This is a genomic window from Caulobacter sp. LARHSG274 (assembly GCF_052871235.1).
Genome location: NZ_JBIXJO010000033.1, coordinates 1 through 14,504 on the forward strand (window position 1 = coordinate 1; position 14,504 = coordinate 14,504).

General features: G+C 70.5%; 22 protein-coding genes. 12 read left to right on the forward strand and 10 right to left on the reverse strand.

What is annotated here, in order from left to right:
* Window positions 1-208, reverse strand: a 208-nt coding sequence (locus ACIPQB_RS25575) for a biotin carboxylase N-terminal domain-containing protein (RefSeq protein ID WP_446488065.1), incomplete at its 3' end; no start/stop codon positions are given.
* Between the two features lie 187 nt (window positions 209-395).
* Between ACIPQB_RS25575 and ACIPQB_RS25580 the strand changes: the two genes are divergently transcribed.
* Window positions 396-923: a GlcG/HbpS family heme-binding protein gene (locus ACIPQB_RS25580; protein WP_446488066.1), complete on the forward strand. Its 528-nt coding sequence runs from the start codon at window positions 396-398 to the stop codon at window positions 921-923.
* 7 nt (window positions 924-930) lie between these two features.
* Here the strand turns inward: ACIPQB_RS25580 and ACIPQB_RS25585 are convergent, their stop codons facing one another.
* Entirely contained in the window at window positions 931-1,506 is a 576-nt protein-coding gene (locus ACIPQB_RS25585; protein ID WP_446488067.1) for a DJ-1/PfpI family protein, read from the reverse strand.
* A 68-nt stretch (window positions 1,507-1,574) separates the two neighbouring features.
* Here ACIPQB_RS25585 and msrB point away from each other — a divergent pair, with 68 nt between their 5' ends.
* Window positions 1,575-2,054 (forward strand): peptide-methionine (R)-S-oxide reductase MsrB, encoded by a 480-nt coding sequence (gene msrB / locus ACIPQB_RS25590; RefSeq protein ID WP_446488068.1) that lies wholly within the window; start codon window positions 1,575-1,577, stop codon window positions 2,052-2,054.
* Between the two features lie 4 nt (window positions 2,055-2,058).
* Here the strand turns inward: msrB and ACIPQB_RS25595 are convergent, their stop codons facing one another.
* Window positions 2,059-2,475, reverse strand: coding sequence for a hypothetical protein (locus ACIPQB_RS25595; protein ID WP_446488069.1), 417 nt, complete (start codon window positions 2,473-2,475; stop codon window positions 2,059-2,061).
* Window positions 2,476-2,579: 104 nt separating this feature from the next.
* Window positions 2,580-3,590, reverse strand: a complete 1,011-nt coding sequence (locus tag ACIPQB_RS25600; protein WP_446488070.1) for a polyprenyl synthetase family protein — start codon at window positions 3,588-3,590, stop codon at window positions 2,580-2,582.
* 153 nt (window positions 3,591-3,743) lie between these two features.
* Here ACIPQB_RS25600 and ACIPQB_RS25605 point away from each other — a divergent pair, with 153 nt between their 5' ends.
* A complete protein-coding gene (locus tag ACIPQB_RS25605; protein WP_446488071.1) occupies window positions 3,744-4,478 on the forward strand; it encodes a methyltransferase in 735 nt (244 codons plus the stop codon).
* Between the two features lie 32 nt (window positions 4,479-4,510).
* Here the strand turns inward: ACIPQB_RS25605 and ACIPQB_RS25610 are convergent, their stop codons facing one another.
* The gene (locus ACIPQB_RS25610) at window positions 4,511-5,074 is read right to left on the reverse strand and encodes a nucleoside 2-deoxyribosyltransferase (protein WP_446488072.1); all 564 of its coding nucleotides are present in this window, start codon (window positions 5,072-5,074) and stop codon (window positions 4,511-4,513) included.
* A 50-nt stretch (window positions 5,075-5,124) separates the two neighbouring features.
* Between ACIPQB_RS25610 and ACIPQB_RS25615 the strand changes: the two genes are divergently transcribed.
* The 4 genes from ACIPQB_RS25615 to ACIPQB_RS25630 all read left to right on the forward strand — a co-directional run bounded on the left by ACIPQB_RS25615 (window position 5,125) and on the right by ACIPQB_RS25630 (window position 7,683).
* Entirely contained in the window at window positions 5,125-5,937 is an 813-nt protein-coding gene (locus ACIPQB_RS25615; RefSeq protein WP_446488073.1) for a CAP domain-containing protein, read from the forward strand.
* Between the two features lie 80 nt (window positions 5,938-6,017).
* Window positions 6,018-6,239 (forward strand): DUF2093 domain-containing protein, encoded by a 222-nt coding sequence (locus tag ACIPQB_RS25620; protein WP_446488074.1) that lies wholly within the window; start codon window positions 6,018-6,020, stop codon window positions 6,237-6,239.
* A gap of 101 nt (window positions 6,240-6,340) precedes the next feature.
* Window positions 6,341-7,081, forward strand: coding sequence for a M23 family metallopeptidase (locus ACIPQB_RS25625; RefSeq protein WP_446488075.1), 741 nt, complete (start codon window positions 6,341-6,343; stop codon window positions 7,079-7,081).
* Between the two features lie 98 nt (window positions 7,082-7,179).
* Window positions 7,180-7,683, forward strand: coding sequence for a response regulator (locus ACIPQB_RS25630; RefSeq protein WP_446488076.1), 504 nt, complete (start codon window positions 7,180-7,182; stop codon window positions 7,681-7,683).
* Here ACIPQB_RS25630 and ACIPQB_RS25635 read toward each other — a convergent pair.
* Window positions 7,680-8,615, reverse strand: coding sequence for a lysophospholipid acyltransferase family protein (locus ACIPQB_RS25635; protein WP_446488077.1), 936 nt, complete (start codon window positions 8,613-8,615; stop codon window positions 7,680-7,682). The two genes, ACIPQB_RS25630 and ACIPQB_RS25635, sit on opposite strands and share 4 nt — an antisense overlap.
* Window positions 8,616-8,771: 156 nt before the next feature.
* On the opposite strand from ACIPQB_RS25635, the gene ACIPQB_RS25640 reads away from it, so the two are divergent.
* Window positions 8,772-9,155: a helix-turn-helix domain-containing protein gene (locus tag ACIPQB_RS25640; protein ID WP_446488078.1), complete on the forward strand. Its 384-nt coding sequence runs from the start codon at window positions 8,772-8,774 to the stop codon at window positions 9,153-9,155.
* 46 nt (window positions 9,156-9,201) lie between these two features.
* A complete protein-coding gene (gene hisN / locus ACIPQB_RS25645; RefSeq protein WP_446488079.1) occupies window positions 9,202-10,038 on the forward strand; it encodes a histidinol-phosphatase in 837 nt (278 codons plus the stop codon).
* Window positions 10,039-10,047: 9 nt separating this feature from the next.
* Here hisN and ACIPQB_RS25650 read toward each other — a convergent pair whose 3' ends face one another.
* The 4 genes from ACIPQB_RS25650 to ACIPQB_RS25665 form a co-directional block, all read right to left on the reverse strand.
* Window positions 10,048-10,428, reverse strand: coding sequence for a hypothetical protein (locus ACIPQB_RS25650; protein WP_446488080.1), 381 nt, complete (start codon window positions 10,426-10,428; stop codon window positions 10,048-10,050).
* Window positions 10,425-11,411 (reverse strand): alpha/beta fold hydrolase, encoded by a 987-nt coding sequence (locus ACIPQB_RS25655; RefSeq protein ID WP_446488081.1) that lies wholly within the window; start codon window positions 11,409-11,411, stop codon window positions 10,425-10,427. The genes ACIPQB_RS25650 and ACIPQB_RS25655 overlap by 4 nt, the downstream gene beginning before the upstream one ends.
* 3 nt (window positions 11,412-11,414) lie before the next feature.
* Window positions 11,415-11,723 carry an SCP2 sterol-binding domain-containing protein gene (locus ACIPQB_RS25660; protein ID WP_446488082.1) on the reverse strand — a complete coding sequence of 103 codons (309 nt, stop codon included), beginning with the start codon at window positions 11,721-11,723 and terminating at the stop codon, window positions 11,415-11,417.
* A gap of 159 nt (window positions 11,724-11,882) precedes the next feature.
* Window positions 11,883-12,773 (reverse strand): class I SAM-dependent methyltransferase, encoded by an 891-nt coding sequence (locus ACIPQB_RS25665; RefSeq protein WP_446488083.1) that lies wholly within the window; start codon window positions 12,771-12,773, stop codon window positions 11,883-11,885.
* A 268-nt stretch (window positions 12,774-13,041) separates the two neighbouring features.
* On the opposite strand from ACIPQB_RS25665, the gene ACIPQB_RS25670 reads away from it, so the two are divergent.
* From ACIPQB_RS25670 to ACIPQB_RS25680, 3 genes are all read left to right on the forward strand, one after another.
* Window positions 13,042-13,509 (forward strand): Hsp20 family protein, encoded by a 468-nt coding sequence (locus tag ACIPQB_RS25670; RefSeq protein ID WP_446488084.1) that lies wholly within the window; start codon window positions 13,042-13,044, stop codon window positions 13,507-13,509.
* 161 nt (window positions 13,510-13,670) lie between these two features.
* Window positions 13,671-14,063, forward strand: a complete 393-nt coding sequence (locus ACIPQB_RS25675; protein WP_446488085.1) for a hypothetical protein — start codon at window positions 13,671-13,673, stop codon at window positions 14,061-14,063.
* A 19-nt stretch (window positions 14,064-14,082) separates the two neighbouring features.
* Window positions 14,083-14,502: a response regulator transcription factor gene (locus ACIPQB_RS25680; RefSeq protein WP_446488086.1), complete on the forward strand. Its 420-nt coding sequence runs from the start codon at window positions 14,083-14,085 to the stop codon at window positions 14,500-14,502.
* The last annotated feature ends 2 nt before the right edge of the window (window positions 14,503-14,504 follow it).

Consider the following 14,504-nt stretch of genomic DNA (forward strand, 5'->3'; position numbering starts at 1 on the left):
AGGCGGCGATGATCTTGTCGGCGACCAGGTAGGACTGATTGGCCGGCGAGGGACCGATATGCACCGTCTCGTCGGCCATCTCCACGGCCAGGCTGTCGGCGTCGGCGTCCGAATAGACCACCGCCGTCCCGATCCCCAGCCGGCGGCAGGTCTTGATCACCCGCACCGCGATCTCGCCACGGTTGGCGATCAGGAGTTTGCTGAACATCCGGCCGTCCCCTGCCCGCTTGCGGTCATCGCTGGCGACAAGGGCTATCAGGCCGCCGCCGGTTTGCAACGGCGATGCGGCGCGGCGGGCGAGGTGGGACGAAGAAAAGGGTTCCGACCTTCACTGTAGCGTGGCAATGCGTCGGTCCTCTCTCGCCCCCGCTTGTTCGCCCCCGAAGGACCCGCCGATGCGCCTGAACATCGCCCTCGCCTTGCTTGTCCCGACCGCGGCGGCCTCGGCGGCCGGTCCGGTCCTGGCCCAGACCGCGCCCCAGGTCCCGCCGACGCCTGCGCCCGTCCAGGCCCCGCCGCCGGCCTTGCCCTATGGCCGGTCGGTGACCCTGGCCGAGGCCAAGACCGTGGTCGCCGCGGCCGAGGCCGAGGCCCGCCGGCAGGGCTGGTCGATGGTCATCACCGTGGTCGAACCCAACGGCGCCCTGGTGCTCAGCGAAAAGATGGACGGCGCCCAATACGGCTCCAACGACGTGGCCCGGCGCAAGGCCGAGACCGCCGCCAATTTCCGCCGCCCAACCTCCTATTTCCAGGAGGCGGTGAAGGGCGGCACGCTGAACGCCATCTTCACCGGGGCCCTGGCCATTGAGGGCGGCGAGCTGCTGATCATCGACGGCAAGATCGCCGGGGCGGTCGGCGCCTCCGGCGGCTCGGGCGCCCAGGACGGCGTGGTCGCCCGGACCGGGGCGGCGGCGGTGAAATAGCCGTCTCCTAGACCCCGAACTCCCGTGCGAAGGTCGCCACATAGTCTTGATGGGCCTCCTCCGCCTCCGGCGCGACCAGCCGGCAGATCTCGGCGCAGAAGGTGACTGGGGCCACGCCCGAGGCGGTCACCACCCGGCCGTCGGCCACGGCCTTGGCGCTGTCGACATAGGCCCCGGCCCCGGCATAGCCAGGCGCGTGGCCGGCCAGCCAGTCGCCGCCGTTCGAGGTGTGGGCCCGGCCCGCCAGCAGCCCGGCCCGGGCGGCGGCCACGGTCCCGGCGCAGATTGCGCCGATGATCTTGCCGTCGGCCTGGGCTTGGCGCAGCAGGCTGAACAGCGCCTCGTCGCGATAGCCGGGCCAGGCGTCCGAGCCGATCAGCAGCAGCACGTCGGCGTCGGCCAGGACCGGGTCGGCGAATCGGTAGTCGGCCGCCGCCAGCACCCCGCCGATCGAGGTCTGCGGCTCGCCGTCCGGCGTGGCGACCTCGACCTGGACGCCATAATATTCGCGCAGCGCGGCCAGCACCGGCCCGGCCTCCCAATCGGCCCAGCCCGGCTGCAGGAAGGCGACGGCGACGGTCATGGCGGGTCCTTTCGGTCGTGAGCGCCCGCCCCTATCGGTCGAGCGCCGGCGATCCTAGATTGGGGGCCATGAGCGACAACCCCAATCTTTCCGCCACCGGTTTCGACCTGACCCCGCCGACCGCGCCCGAGCGCCAGCGCCTGGAGGCCGACCTGACGGCCGAGGAGGCCCGCGTCCTGCTGCACCACGGCACCGAGGCCCCGTTCTGCGGCGGCCTGCTGGGCGAGAAGAGCCCCGGCGTCTATTGCTGCCGCGAGTGCGGCCTGCCGCTGTTCGAGCATCACACCAAGTTCGAGAGCGGCACCGGCTGGCCCAGCTTCTATGCCCCGTTCGACGAGGGCCACGTCAAGGCGGTGCGCGACGTCTCCCACGGCATGGTCCGCATCGAGACCCGCTGCGCCCGCTGCGACAGCCACCAGGGCCACGTGTTCCCGGACGGCCCGGCCCCGACCCGGCTGCGCTACTGCATCAATTCGGTGTCGCTGCAGTTCGTGAAGGCCGGCGATCCCCTGCCCGACCCGCTGCATCGCGGCGATAAAATCACCTAGTTAGCTAGCGCGCGACGAGGTTGCCGCCTTCGGTGACCATCGGATTGCTGTAGGTCAGGTAGCCGCGTTCGACCATGCGCCGCATGGCTTCATAGACCTCGGCCAGTTCCTCATAGGCGCTGCGCAGGGCGGCCAGGCGGGCGGTCTGCTCGGCGGTCAGCGCGACATGGGCCTCGGTCATCGCCACCGCCTCGGCCACCCAGCGGGCCCGGGCGTGGGCGGCGGCGACGGCCAGGCGCTGGAACTTGCCCGAGTCGCTCTGGCCGACCACCTGAGCGATCACCGCGGTGTTGGAGGCGAAGGCGGTGTAGTCGATCTGCTCCAGCTGGCCGCGGCGGCGGCGCTGGGTTTGGGGATCGAGGTCCTGCGGCTCGAAATGGTCGTGCGAGCGCCGAAAGCTGGATGTCATGGTCGAGGACATGACGATCTCCGAAAGGGTCGCCGCTTTGACGGCTTTGGCCAAAACTGTGCGCCCTTAGCCTTAACGGCCCATTGAGAAGCTTCAGCAGCCGTTCGGCGGCGCGGTCAGGCCCGTCGGCTGACCGCGAAGTCGGCCAGGCTTTCGAGGCTGGAGCGCCACTCGTTGGCCGGGAAGCCGGCCAGGGCGGCCTTGGCCAGGTCGGCATAGCCGGCGGCCAGGTCGAGGGTGGCCTCCAGGGCGCCGGTGCCGACGATCAGCTCGCGAGCCCGGCGGAAGTCGACCTCGGTCTGCTCGCGCCGGCCGATGGCCCGCTCCCAGAACTCCGCCTCGCGCGGGCCCGAGCGGGCGATGGCCAGCAGCAGCGGCAGGGTGGCCTTGCCTTCGCGGAAGTCGTCGCCGGCGTTCTTGCCCAGGGTTTCGGTGGCGCCGCCATAGTCCAGGGCGTCGTCGGCCAGCTGGAAGGCCAGGCCCAGGTTCATGCCATAGGCGCGCAGGGCGTCCGACTGGGCCGGGGCGACCCCGGCCGAGACGCCGCCCGCCTCCGAGGCCGCGGCGAACAGCTCGGCGGTCTTGGCGCCGATGATTTCCAGATAGAGCGCCTGGCTCAGGTTGAGGTCGTGGCTGCGGGTGAGTTGCAGCACCTCGCCCTCGGCGATCACCCGGCTGGCGCGGGCCAGGATCTCCAGCGCCTTCATCGAGCTGGTCTCGACCATCAGCTCGAAGGCGCGGGCGAACAGGAAGTCGCCGACCAGCACGCTCTGAGCCGCGCCCCAGATCAGGTGGGCCGCGACCTTGCCGCGCCGCAGCTGGCTGCCGTCGACCACGTCGTCGTGCAGAAGGGTGGCGGTGTGGATGAACTCGACGGCGGCGGCCAGCTTCAGGCAGGTGTCGTTGTCCGACCCGGCCAGCCGGGCGGCGGCCACGGTCAGCAGCGGGCGCAGGCGCTTGCCGCCGGCGGCGATCAGATGCTCGGCCAGAGCCGGGATGACCGGCACCTCGCTCTGCATCCGCGCGGTGATCAGGGCGTCGACCCCGGCCATGTCGCCGGCGGCCAGCCGCACGAGACGATCCACCGATCCCGGCTGGCGGGCGAGGGTCGCTGCAGCTGCGTCCAAAACGATACTCTCCCTGACTGACGCCCGCCGGCGGTCGGCATGCGCCTCGCGTCCCGTGGGCTTGATCAGCCGTTGCGAGCGACAATGGTGGCGGGATAGGTCAGGGTCAAGGCGAGCACAAGACTTGAAACGTTGCCATAGAGATTGCCGGCCATGAAGGTCACCGACGACGCCGTGCTGGGCGGCAGGGTCCGGCTGCGCCAACCGGCCGGCGGATACCGGGCCGGCATGGACGCGGCCCTGCTGGCGGCCGCTTGCGACGCTGGCCCTGGCGAGCGGGTGATCGAGGCCGGCTGCGGGGTCGGCGGGGCGCTGCTGGCGGCGGCCAGCCGTCGCCCGCTGGCGCGATTCGTCGGGCTGGAGCGCGATCCGGCCGCCGCGGCCCTGGCCCGGACCAACGCCGCTCTCAATGGGCTGGACGACCGGGTCGAGATCGTCGAGGGCGAGGTCGAGCGCGGCTTTCGCGCCCTGGAGCGGCCGGTGTTCGACGCGGCGATCAGCAATCCGCCGTTCTTCGACGACCCCGCCGCCCTGCGCGCCCCCGCCCCGGAAAAGAGCGGCGCCTGGATGGCCGACGGCGGCCTCGGCGCCTGGACGGCCTTTTGCCTGAAGGCGGTGCGCGAGGGCGGGACGATCACCCTGATTCACCGCGCCGACCGCCTGGCCGACCTGCTGGCCCTGCTGGCCCCCAAGGCCGGCTCGTTCAGGATCCGTCCCATAGCGCCGTTCGCCGACGCGCCGGCCAAGCGGGTGATCGTCCGGGCGATCAAGACCGGCAAGGCGCCGCTGGTCCTGCTGCCGCCGCTGGTCTTGCACGCGCGCGGCGACGCGGCCCATGCGCCGGCCGCCGAGGCGATCCTGCGCGGCGAGGCGGCGCTGGACTGGTGAAACGAGGAAAGGGCGCGGGACTGCGCCGCCCCCTACTCCACGTACAGGGCCAGGGCGTCCAGGCACATTTCCAGCCCGGTCAGGTCGTGCAGCGGGTCGTCGGTGACGATCACGAACAGCCGCCGGGCCTCGGCCCACAGCATCACCGTCTCGGGCAGGCCGAAGTCCTCGACCACGCAGCCGTCGCCGTCGCGCCAGACGCCGGCCTCGTCGCGCTGGGCGCCGACATGGGCCTCGACCCGGTCGACATATTCGGCCTGGCTCTCGTCGGCGACGTTGAGATAGGCGAAGACCGGCCGGCCCATCCCGGCCAGCACCCCCGCCTCGAAGGCGGCGCTGGCGGCGCAGGACGGACCCCGCCATGGGGTCAGGTTGATGACCCCGGCGTCGGCCTGACGCAATTGGGCCATGCGGGCCGCATAGAGTTCGCGGGTCTGGATCTCGGCCGTCTCCGGGGCGACCGCGACGATGGCGGGCGCGGTCAGGCCGATCAGGCCGACGTCGGCGCACAGGGCGCGCTGGCGGGCGGCCTGGGCCGAGGCGTCAGGCAGCCAGGAATCGGGGCCGGCCAGCCAGATGGAGTGGACAGGTCTCATAAGACCCTAGAGCTTGCCGAAATGGGACGCTGTCAACTGTCTTGGAGACCATGAAGCCCCTTCGCGCCCGGATCGACCGCCGAACCCTGCTCGCCGCCGCCGGCGCCGGGCTGATGTTTCCCACCCTGGCCCAAGCCGCGCCCAGCGGCCCGTGGCTGGCCTATGACCGCCGCCTGCGCGACCAACTGGCCCAGAGCCGCGGCGATCTCGATCCCGATTTCGAGCAGGACCTGCGCGACCTGGGCGACATCTTCCGCCGCGGCCAGGGCCGGGCGGGCCTGACCCTCGATCCGGGCCTGACCCTGGCCGCCCGGGCCCACGCCGCCGACATCGCCCGCACCGGCGTCTTCGCCCACATGACCCGCGAGGGCTTTACCCCCGCCGCCCGGGTCGGCCTGCTGGCCCGCGACCTGATCGGCGCGCCGGGCGAGAACATCGCCGAGCGCCGCAACGCCAGCGGCCCGGTCCGTCCCGACCAGATCATGGGCCAGTGGAAGGACAGCCCCGGCCACCGCGCCAACCTGCTGGCCCCCGGCTTCACCCATGTCGGCTACGGCGTCTTGCGCCAGGGGGCCGAGGTGATCGCCGTCGGCGCCTATGCCGAGGTCCCGGCCCGGCTGGCCTCGCCCGCGCCGCTGCGGGTCCCGTCGGTCGAGGCGATCGCCGCGGCCCTGGCCCTGGCTTCGCCGCGCATCGACCAGTTCTCGGTCTCCGAACCCGGCGGCGAGGCCCTGGTCGCCACCTATCTCGAGGGCCCCCGGCCCCAGACCCTGCCGCCGGGCGCCTGGCAGTCGCGGCCGCACCTGACGGCCGGCGCGCACCGCTACCAGGTGGCCTGGGGACCGGTGTTCATCCTGGGATGAGGCCGATCTCGCCCAGACCCGCCGACGTCGACAGGCGGGCGCATCTGTTCCCCCGCCGCCATTTGGCGTAGAAGATTCCCATGAACGCATTCGATCCCCATCTCGGCAAATCCGGCGGCCCGGCCGTGCTGCACTATGGCGATGGCGAGTTCGCCGTGATGAGTCCCGGCCAGTACGTGTTGTGCGCGGTCACCGGGGCCAGGGTCTCGCTGGAGGCCCTGCGCTACTGGAGCCCCGAGCTGCAGGAAGCCTATGCAGGCCCGGCCGAAGCCCTGAAGCGCTGGCAAGAGCACCGCGGCTGAACCGCCGGCGCGCCCTGGCCGGCGGCCTGGCCGGCGCCTTCTCCCTGTCGTCGTCCGCCCCGCGCGCCGCCGCGGCGGGCCTGGCGCTGTCGGGCCGGCTCGTGCAGGGCGGCTTCGTGGTCGGCCGCACAGCGCCGCGCGCCGCGGTGCTGCTGAACGGCGCGCCGGTGACCCAGGCCTCGGCCGCCGGCTGGTTCGTGATCGGCTTCGACCGCGACGCCCCGCCCCCGGCCTTGATCACGGTCGAGACCCCGGACGGCTCGGTCAGCCGCCAGGCGACGATCGCGCCGGGCGATTTCGACATCCAGCGGATCGACGGCCTGCCCGACAGCCAGGTCTCGCCCAGCGACCCGGCCCTGCTGGCCCGCATCGCCGCCGAGAGCGCCCGCAAGGCCGCCGGCTTCGCCAGCCGCGTCGACGGCGACTTCTTTCGCACCGGCTTCATCCTGCCGGTCCAGGCGACCCGGCGCTCGGCCCGGTTCGGCGGACAGCGGATCCTCAACGGCGAGCCCAAGCGTCCGCACTACGGCGTCGACCTGGCCGCGCCGGTCGGGACCCCGGTCGTTGCCCCGGCCGCCGGGGTGGTCAGCTTCGCCGAGACCGGCCTGCACTATGAGGGCGTGCTGATCCTGATCGATCATGGCCAGGGCCTGATCACCGCCTATCTGCACCTGTCGCGCGTCGCCGTAACCGCCGGCCAGTCGGTCGTCCAGGGCCAGCTGATCGGCGCGGTCGGCCAGGAGGGCCGCGCCACCGGCCCGCACCTGTGCTGGCGGATGCGCTGGCGCGACCAGAACCTGGACCCGTCGCTAATGGTCGGCATGGCCCCGCCGATCCCTTAAGGGATGTTTTGCCGGCGCTTTTCCCGTGGAGGGATCGACAGTCGGTTAACCGTGACGTATTTCGGGATATCCCTGTTTCGTGATGGAGATCCGTCCGCATGTCCGCGGCGCTCGAACAGCTGCGTTTCCTGCTGGTGGACGACAACCATCACATGCGGGCGATCGTCTCGACGATCCTGAAGGGCGTCGGCGTCCGCCATGTGCACGAGGCGATGGACGGGGCCGAGGCCCTGCAGGTGCTGCGCAACGCCCAGATCGACATCGCCGTCGTCGATTTCCGGATGTCGCCGCTGGACGGGGTGCAGTTCACCCAACTGGTGCGCAATTCGCCCGACAGCGCCGACCCGTTCCTGCCGATCATCATGCTGACCGGTTTCGCCGAGCGCCACCGGGTGTTCGAGGCCCGCGACGCCGGCGTCACCGAGATCGTCGTCAAGCCGGTCACCGCCCGCTCGCTGCTGGACCGCATCAATACGGTGATCTTCAAGCCGCGGCCGTTCATCCGCACCGCCGACTATTTCGGCCCGTGCCGGCGTCGCCGCGACGATCCGCACTACACCGGCCCCCATCGCCGCGGGAACGACCTGACGGTCGAGATCTAGCCGCCGGCGCGGTCGGCGGCCGCCTGGGCGGCGTAGACCTCGTTGGGCCAGCGGCGATGCACCCAGAACCAGTCCTCGGGCCGCTCGCGGATGCGGTCTTCCATGAAGGTGTTGACCAGCCGGACGCCGGACTCGATGTCGGCGGCGCGGTCGCCGGTGTCGGGCAGGACGATCGGCGCATGGACCACGGCCCGGAACCGCGCGCCCTTGATCCGCTGCACCGACATCGGCTGCAGCACCGTGCCGAAGCGGATCGCCAGGCGGGTGGGCCCCGGGGCCGTGCGCACCGGATGGCCGAAGAACGGCGCCTCGACGCCGCCGTTGAACTTCTGGTCGTTCATCAGCGCCACCGACACGCCGCGCTTCATTGCGTCGAGCAACTCGCGCGCCCCGTCGCCGCCCTTGGGGGCGAACAGGCGCACGCCGTAGCGGAACCGGCTCTGCTTGATGCGCTCGTCGACATAGGGGTTGTTGGCGGCGCGATAGGTCATCTCGCAGGTGACGCCGGAATCGACGATCGCCGCCGGCATCACCTCCCAGTTCGACAGGTGGCCCGACACGAAGACCACCGGGACCTGGTCGGCGGCGATCTGGAACAGCCGCTCCTGGCCCACCACCTCGACCCGGCCGGTGGACGGCAGGATTTTGTCCATCAGCGGAAACTCGGCGAAGGTCCGGCCCAGACCGTCCCACTGGGCCTTGAGCATCGCCGCCCGCCAGGCCTGGTCCTTGTCCGGAAAGGCCAATCGCAGATTGCGCTCGGCCACCTTGTGCGCCCCGCTCAGCGGCCCGAAGGTGCGGCCCAGCCAGCCGCCGAAGGCCGAGGCCGCGTCGACGCCCAGCAGGCGCACGACGCCGATGAACAGGTCAAAACCCAGCGCCTCGGCGCGCCATAGAAGGTCCTGGGCCCAAGGCCGACGCTTATCCGACATGGACCCTTACTACCCTGCTTCGCCGTGAAACGGGACTCGCTGCATGCGACGATTCGACCATCGCTGACGCGCCCCGCGCCGCACACGCGGCACGCGACTTGCGGCTTTCGAGGCAGTTCGTTCCGTTTCGGGACGGTGTTATTATCGGGGCGTCACATGGGCAACGACATCGACGTTTATCTGGGCAAGCGCCTTCGCCGCCGGCGCCGCCTGCTGGGCCTGACCCAGCAGCAGCTGGCCGTCACGGTCGGGGTGCGCTTCCAGCAGATCCAGAAATACGAGTGCGGCGCCAACCGCATCTCCGCCGCCCGGCTGTGGCAGCTGGCCGAGGCGCTGGACGTGCCGGTCGGCTATTTCTACGACGGCCTGTCGGAACAGGCGCGTCGCGAGACCAACATCGAGGCCGAAGGCGGCGAGATGTTCGCCCGCAAGGAGACCCTGGACCTGATCCGCGCCTATTACCTGCTGGGCGAACGCCCGCGCCGGCGCCTCCTGGATCTCGCCAAGTCTCTGAACGGCGGCGAAGGGGCCGAAGCTTAGAGTTCGACGGTGGCGTCGAGTCGGCCGGCGGGCTAAGCCTGCCGGCATGACGCTCTCCGCCGACCGCCTCGCCCAGCTGGACGCCTTCGTCCTCGACCTCAACCGCGCCTCGGCCGCGGCGATCCTGCCGCTGTTCCGGGCCGACCACGGGCTGGAGGACAAGGCGGCCGGCAAGAACCTGCCGCGCGACAGCCACGCGGGCTTCGATCCGGTGACCGAGGCCGACCGCGGGGCCGAGGCGGCGATCCGCGCCCTGATCGGCCAGCGCTATCCCGAGCACGGGGTGATCGGCGAGGAATATGGCGAGGACCGGCCCGACGCCGAGTTCGTCTGGGTGCTGGACCCGATCGACGGCACCCGCGCCTTCATCGCCGGCCTGCCGCTGTGGACCACCCTGATCGGCCTGCGCTATCAGGGCCGCCCAGTGCTGGGCTCGATCGGCCAGCCCTATGTCGGCGAGGTGTTCATCGGCTCGGCGGCCGGCTCGCGCCTGCTGTCGGCCGGCGGCGAGCGGCCGTTGCAGGTGCGCCCCTGCGCCGCCCTGACCGACGCGGTGATCGCCACCACCGATCCCGAGGCCTGTTTCGACGGGGCCGAGCTGGGGGCCTGGCGCCAGGTCCGCGCCGCCGCCAAGCTGGCCCGCCTGGGCTGCGACGCCTACGCCTACGCCATGGTCGCGGCCGGCAAGATGGATATGGTCATCGAGGCCGGCCTGAAATCCTGGGACATCGAGGCGGCCATCCCGCTGATCGAAGGGGCCGGCGGCCTGGTCACCGACTGGCGCGGCGAACCGATCGGCCAGGACGGCGGCCAGATGGCGATCGCCGGCGACCGCCGGGTGCTGGACGAGGCGCTGGTGGCGCTGAGACGGTCGGCGAAGTAGCGGTCGACGCTAAGTTGCCCGCCACACAGGAAACACCGCAACATCCGTCGAGCTCATAGCTCTCGTCATGGCCTCAAAATCAAAGCCAGGCAGCTCCATCAACCGATCGATGACAACCTGTTCATCGGTGGCCCCGTTTGGAAAGGCGACGGCGACCCGGTCGTCCGCGCCAAACAGCAACCACCAAAGATCGGCTCCCCATGGACCGGAGTCGTCGGTTTCGATAATCACGCCACGGAGATCCGAAATTGGCAGCTGATGCATCTGCTTGTCAGGATCCGAAACGGCGATGACGGTTCCATCGAAAGAGACGATGTAAGCAGCCTCTGGTTCAGCCTGGCGCCGAGGCGCTAGCCCGCCGAACGACGTCAGCCAGGTCCAGATACTCAAACAGACTCTCCGACGTTCAACGGCGCAGCCCCCTCCACCGTCTCGTCGAACGCCGCCCAGAAGCGCGCCCGGATGTCGTCGGTCTCGATGAGGATCTCGTGGAAGGCGCCCTCGATCTCCAGATAGCGGCCCTTGGGGATGCGGGCGGCGATCGCCCGTTGGTCGGCGGTCAGCACCCGGCTGTCGTCGCCGGCCCCGACGATGGTCACCGGGATGGCGATGGCCTCCACCCCCTTCGACCGGCGCAGCCAGGCGCAGGCCGAGAAGGCGAAGTCGGTCCAGCCCCAGGTGATCCCGCCCAGGGCCAGGTCGCGATTGGCCCGGATCTGGGCCTGATGGCGGGCGTAGCGGGCTGCGTCATGGGTCAGGGCGTCGGCGGGGAAGGCCTGGGCGAACGGATCGCCCCGGTCGCCGAGCACATAGTCGCCGGCCAGGCCGCAGCGGGCCATGATCCAGGCCAGGGCCCGGGCGGCGCGGGCCGGCCGGCCGCCGGTGTTGAGGCCGAGCATCGGCGCCGACAGCACCGCGGCCGAGAAGCGCGTCTCGCCATGGGCCAGGACCAGGGTGGTCAGGCAGCCGCCCATCGAGTGGCCCAGGGCGATCCAGGGCTTGGGCAGGCGGGCCTCGAAGGCGGCCAGCAGCGCCTGGTAGTCGCCCAGGAACGGCTTGAAGCCGGCCGCGTGGCCCTTCAGCCGGTCCGGCAACGCCCGGTGCGACAGCCCCTGCCCGCGCCAGTCATGGACCAGCACCACGAAGCCGCGGCCCAGCAGGTCCTGGACGACCTCGTAATATTTCTCGATCGGCTCGCTGCGGCCGGGGCCGACCACCACCGAGCCGCGCGGCCTGCCCTGGAAAGACGGGCCGTCCGGCGAAAACAGGGCGGCGCGGAGGGTCGCCCCGTCCGCGCCGCTGAACCATTCGGCCTGGCCGTGATCGGGAACCGGCGCCTCGGGGATCGAGACCAGAGGCGCCGCCCCGACCATGGATCAGCGCATCTTCGCGAACAGGGCCGCCATCTTCGACTGCAGGGCCATGGCCGCGCCCATGTCCGACAGCTTCAGCTTGCCGGTCATCACCGCCATGGTCGGGTCCAGCGCGCCGGTGCCGATGGCCAGCAGGTCGTCCATCGACAGGGTCATGGTCAGGTCGGCCGGCTTGTCTTCGTTGCTCACCTCGCCGCCGTCGATATGGATGACGCCGGCGTCCTTCAGGTCGAACTTCAGGCTCTTGCCCAGGCCGCTGTCGTCGCCCACGGCGGCCTTCATGCGATCGGTGATTTCCTGCAACGTGGCCATAGACGCGTCTCCCTGTGTGCGCGTGGATTCTGCGGCGGCAGACTGGCCGCTGGACGGCCGAGAGTAAACACTGTTCAGACGCGGCCGCGGCTTATTTCTTATTGTCGTAACAGAGCTGTCGCAGGCTCGACTTCGGCCCTGGCCCGGCCTGCCGTAGGGTCACTTCGGCTTGACGAATTTCAGGGTCATGCGGTCGCTCTCGCCGATGGCGTCGTACTTGGCGTGGTCGAAGCCCGGCTCGGCCGGCTCGCCGCGCGGGGCCGACAAGCGGGTGGGCGGCAGGGTCCAGACCCCGAACGGGTGGTCCTTGGTGTCCTTGGGATTGGCGTTGATCTCGCTCTGGCCGGCCAGCACGAAGCCGGCCTCCCGGGCCATCTGAACCACATAGGCCTGCTGGACATAGCCGTCGGCGGCCAGCACGTCCTGCACCCGGCCCGGCTCGCCGCGGTGCTCCTCGACGCCCAGCACGCCGCCGGGCTTCAGGGCGGCCAGGGCGTCGCGGAAGGCCTTCTCGACCAGGCCGCCGGCCATCCAGTTGTGCAGGTTGCGCAGGAACAGCACCAGGTCGGCCGAGCCGGCGGGCGCAACCGGGCCGCTGGTCGGGCCGAAAGCGGTGATCGTCACCTCGCCATAGACCCTGGGCTTTTCCGTCAGCTTGCGGCGATAGGCCTGGACGATCTCGCCGGCCGCCGGGTCGTCGGGCAGGTCGGTCTGCAGCGAGGCGGCGTAGAGCTTGCCGCCGGTGGCGGCCAGATAGGGGGCCAGGATGTCGGTGTACCAGCCGGCCCCGGGCCAGAACTCGACCACGGTCTGGCCCGGCTTCAGACCCCAGAACTCCAGGCTCTCGACCGGATGGCGCCAGACGTCGCGGGCCTTGTCGGCCGGCGAGCGCCAGGCGCCCTGGGCCGCGGCCCTCAGGGTCATGGGCTCGGCCTTGGCCGCGAGCTTGGCGGGCTTGGGCGCATCGGCCTTGCGACCGCAGCCGGCGAGGCTCAGGGCGCCGGCGCCGGCGAGCAGTCCCCGTCGCGACCATCGACGTCCTGGATGCATGATCTTCCCCGATCGCGACTCAGACCCCGATCATGCACCCGACCTTGGCGAAACGGCGCCCTGTGCACGCCGAAGCGGTGAAACGGGAACGATCAGCCGATTCACCCTGGCCGGTCCATTCCACCTCTTGAAGTGAAAAATCGGGCCCCCACCTAGGTCTCGAAGGCGCTGGAACCCCGGGCCTTCCGGATCGCAGGCGACGCCGATCAGGGTCGCCGAAGGTCCGAACCCACTTAAAGCAACCTTGCTTGATGAGAAGGATGTGACCATGCGTACGATCGACCTGTCCCCCCTGTACCGCTCCGTCGTCGGCTTCGACCGGCTGGCCGCCCTGCTGGACGCCGCCGCCTCGAACGAGGCCGCCTCGGGCTATCCCCCCTACAATATCGAGCGCACCGCCGAGAACGCGTACCGCATCGAGATCGCCGTCGCCGGCTTCAAGCCGGAAGAACTCGGCATCGAGGTGAAGGAAAACCTTCTCACCGTCACCGGCCGCAAGCCGGCCAATGACGAGGCCAAGCGCTATCTCCACCGCGGCCTGGCCGAGCGCAACTTCGAGCGCCGCTTCCAGCTGGCCGACTACGTGGTCGTCACCGACGCCAGCCTGGCGGACGGCCTGCTGTCGATCGCCCTGAAGCGCGAACTGCCCGAGGCCCTCAAGCCCCGTACAATCGAGATCAAGGCCGGCCAAACCCAGCCCGCCTCGACCCTGATCGAAGGCGAGCAGGCGGCCTAAATCCGCCCTCGACTCCCTCCCCTTACAGACTTCGGGCGGCGCGGCGATGCGCCGCCCTTTTTCATGGCCGCGTCCCTGCGCCAATTGTCGCAGCCGTGAAACATTTAACCATCCTTAAGCCCGGCCTTGCGACAGTTCCGACCGACAGCGGAGCGAGAGACATGAACGCCGAAGTGCCGCGCGAAACCGAATTGAGCGCCAGCGTCGCCATGACGTTCGACGTGCTCGCCTGGGAGATGGAGCTGGCCGGCGCGCGCTGCATCTTCCTCGACAGCATCATCGGCGCGATGATGAAGGCCATTCCGGAAGCGGAACGCGGCCCGTTCGTCGAAGGGATGCACACCGTCGACCTGCTCAGCCAGCAGCTGACCAGCCTGTCGGCCTTCGCCCGGCGCATGAGCGACAGCGTGCCGACCGATGTGTCGGCCTCGGTCGACCGCGCCCTGAGCGACATCACCCTGGGCGCCCTGGCCGATCGCATGTGCTCGGCCCTGGGCGGCGAGGAAAAGGACATCAATGATCGTGAAGAGGCCGGCGACCTTGACCTCTTTTGAATCCCGATAGGGCGAGCCGATGAACCTAGCTCTGCAGGGGGCGAAGGTCGTGGTCGCCGACAGCGACCGCACCGTTCTGGAGCTGCTCCAGATCCGCCTCGACATCGCCGGCTTCCACACCTGCATCGCCCGCAACGGCGAGGCGGTGTTCGAGACCCTGAAACTGGTGCGCCCCGCCGCCATGATCGTCGACCTGCACCTGGCCGACCTGGGCGGGTTCGAGGTGCTGCGCAAGCTCACCGCCCACGGCGCCAAGCTGCCCTGCCCGACCCTGGTGATCGGCCGCAAGCTGAGCCCCGACGACATCCGGATGGCGATTTCGCTGGGCGCCCGCGACTGCATGACCAAGCCGTTCAGCGGCGCGGACGTGCTCGAACGCGTGGCCCGCATGCTGCGCCCCCCGGCCCCGATCAAGCCCCGAGCGCTGGCCTATATCTAGGA

Bases quoted from the DNA above. Each gene is read 5' to 3' on its own strand.
- ACIPQB_RS25580 (WP_446488066.1), top strand. From the start codon at position 396: ATGCGCCTGAACATCGCCCTCGCCTTGCTTGTCCCGACCGCGGCGGCC.
- ACIPQB_RS25585 (WP_446488067.1), bottom strand. From the start codon at position 1,506: ATGACCGTCGCCGTCGCCTTCCTGCAGCCGGGCTGGGCCGATTGGGAG.
- msrB (WP_446488068.1), top strand. From the start codon at position 1,575: ATGAGCGACAACCCCAATCTTTCCGCCACCGGTTTCGACCTGACCCCG.
- ACIPQB_RS25595 (WP_446488069.1), bottom strand. From the start codon at position 2,475: ATGTCCTCGACCATGACATCCAGCTTTCGGCGCTCGCACGACCATTTC.
- ACIPQB_RS25605 (WP_446488071.1), top strand. From the start codon at position 3,744: ATGAAGGTCACCGACGACGCCGTGCTGGGCGGCAGGGTCCGGCTGCGC.
- ACIPQB_RS25610 (WP_446488072.1), bottom strand. From the start codon at position 5,074: ATGAGACCTGTCCACTCCATCTGGCTGGCCGGCCCCGATTCCTGGCTG.
- ACIPQB_RS25615 (WP_446488073.1), top strand. From the start codon at position 5,125: ATGAAGCCCCTTCGCGCCCGGATCGACCGCCGAACCCTGCTCGCCGCC.
- ACIPQB_RS25620 (WP_446488074.1), top strand. From the start codon at position 6,018: ATGAACGCATTCGATCCCCATCTCGGCAAATCCGGCGGCCCGGCCGTG.
- ACIPQB_RS25630 (WP_446488076.1), top strand. From the start codon at position 7,180: ATGTCCGCGGCGCTCGAACAGCTGCGTTTCCTGCTGGTGGACGACAAC.
- ACIPQB_RS25635 (WP_446488077.1), bottom strand. From the start codon at position 8,615: ATGTCGGATAAGCGTCGGCCTTGGGCCCAGGACCTTCTATGGCGCGCC.
- ACIPQB_RS25640 (WP_446488078.1), top strand. From the start codon at position 8,772: ATGGGCAACGACATCGACGTTTATCTGGGCAAGCGCCTTCGCCGCCGG.
- hisN (WP_446488079.1), top strand. From the start codon at position 9,202: ATGACGCTCTCCGCCGACCGCCTCGCCCAGCTGGACGCCTTCGTCCTC.
- ACIPQB_RS25655 (WP_446488081.1), bottom strand. From the start codon at position 11,411: ATGGTCGGGGCGGCGCCTCTGGTCTCGATCCCCGAGGCGCCGGTTCCC.
- ACIPQB_RS25660 (WP_446488082.1), bottom strand. From the start codon at position 11,723: ATGGCCACGTTGCAGGAAATCACCGATCGCATGAAGGCCGCCGTGGGC.
- ACIPQB_RS25665 (WP_446488083.1), bottom strand. From the start codon at position 12,773: ATGCATCCAGGACGTCGATGGTCGCGACGGGGACTGCTCGCCGGCGCC.
- ACIPQB_RS25670 (WP_446488084.1), top strand. From the start codon at position 13,042: ATGCGTACGATCGACCTGTCCCCCCTGTACCGCTCCGTCGTCGGCTTC.
- ACIPQB_RS25675 (WP_446488085.1), top strand. From the start codon at position 13,671: ATGAACGCCGAAGTGCCGCGCGAAACCGAATTGAGCGCCAGCGTCGCC.
- ACIPQB_RS25680 (WP_446488086.1), top strand. From the start codon at position 14,083: ATGAACCTAGCTCTGCAGGGGGCGAAGGTCGTGGTCGCCGACAGCGAC.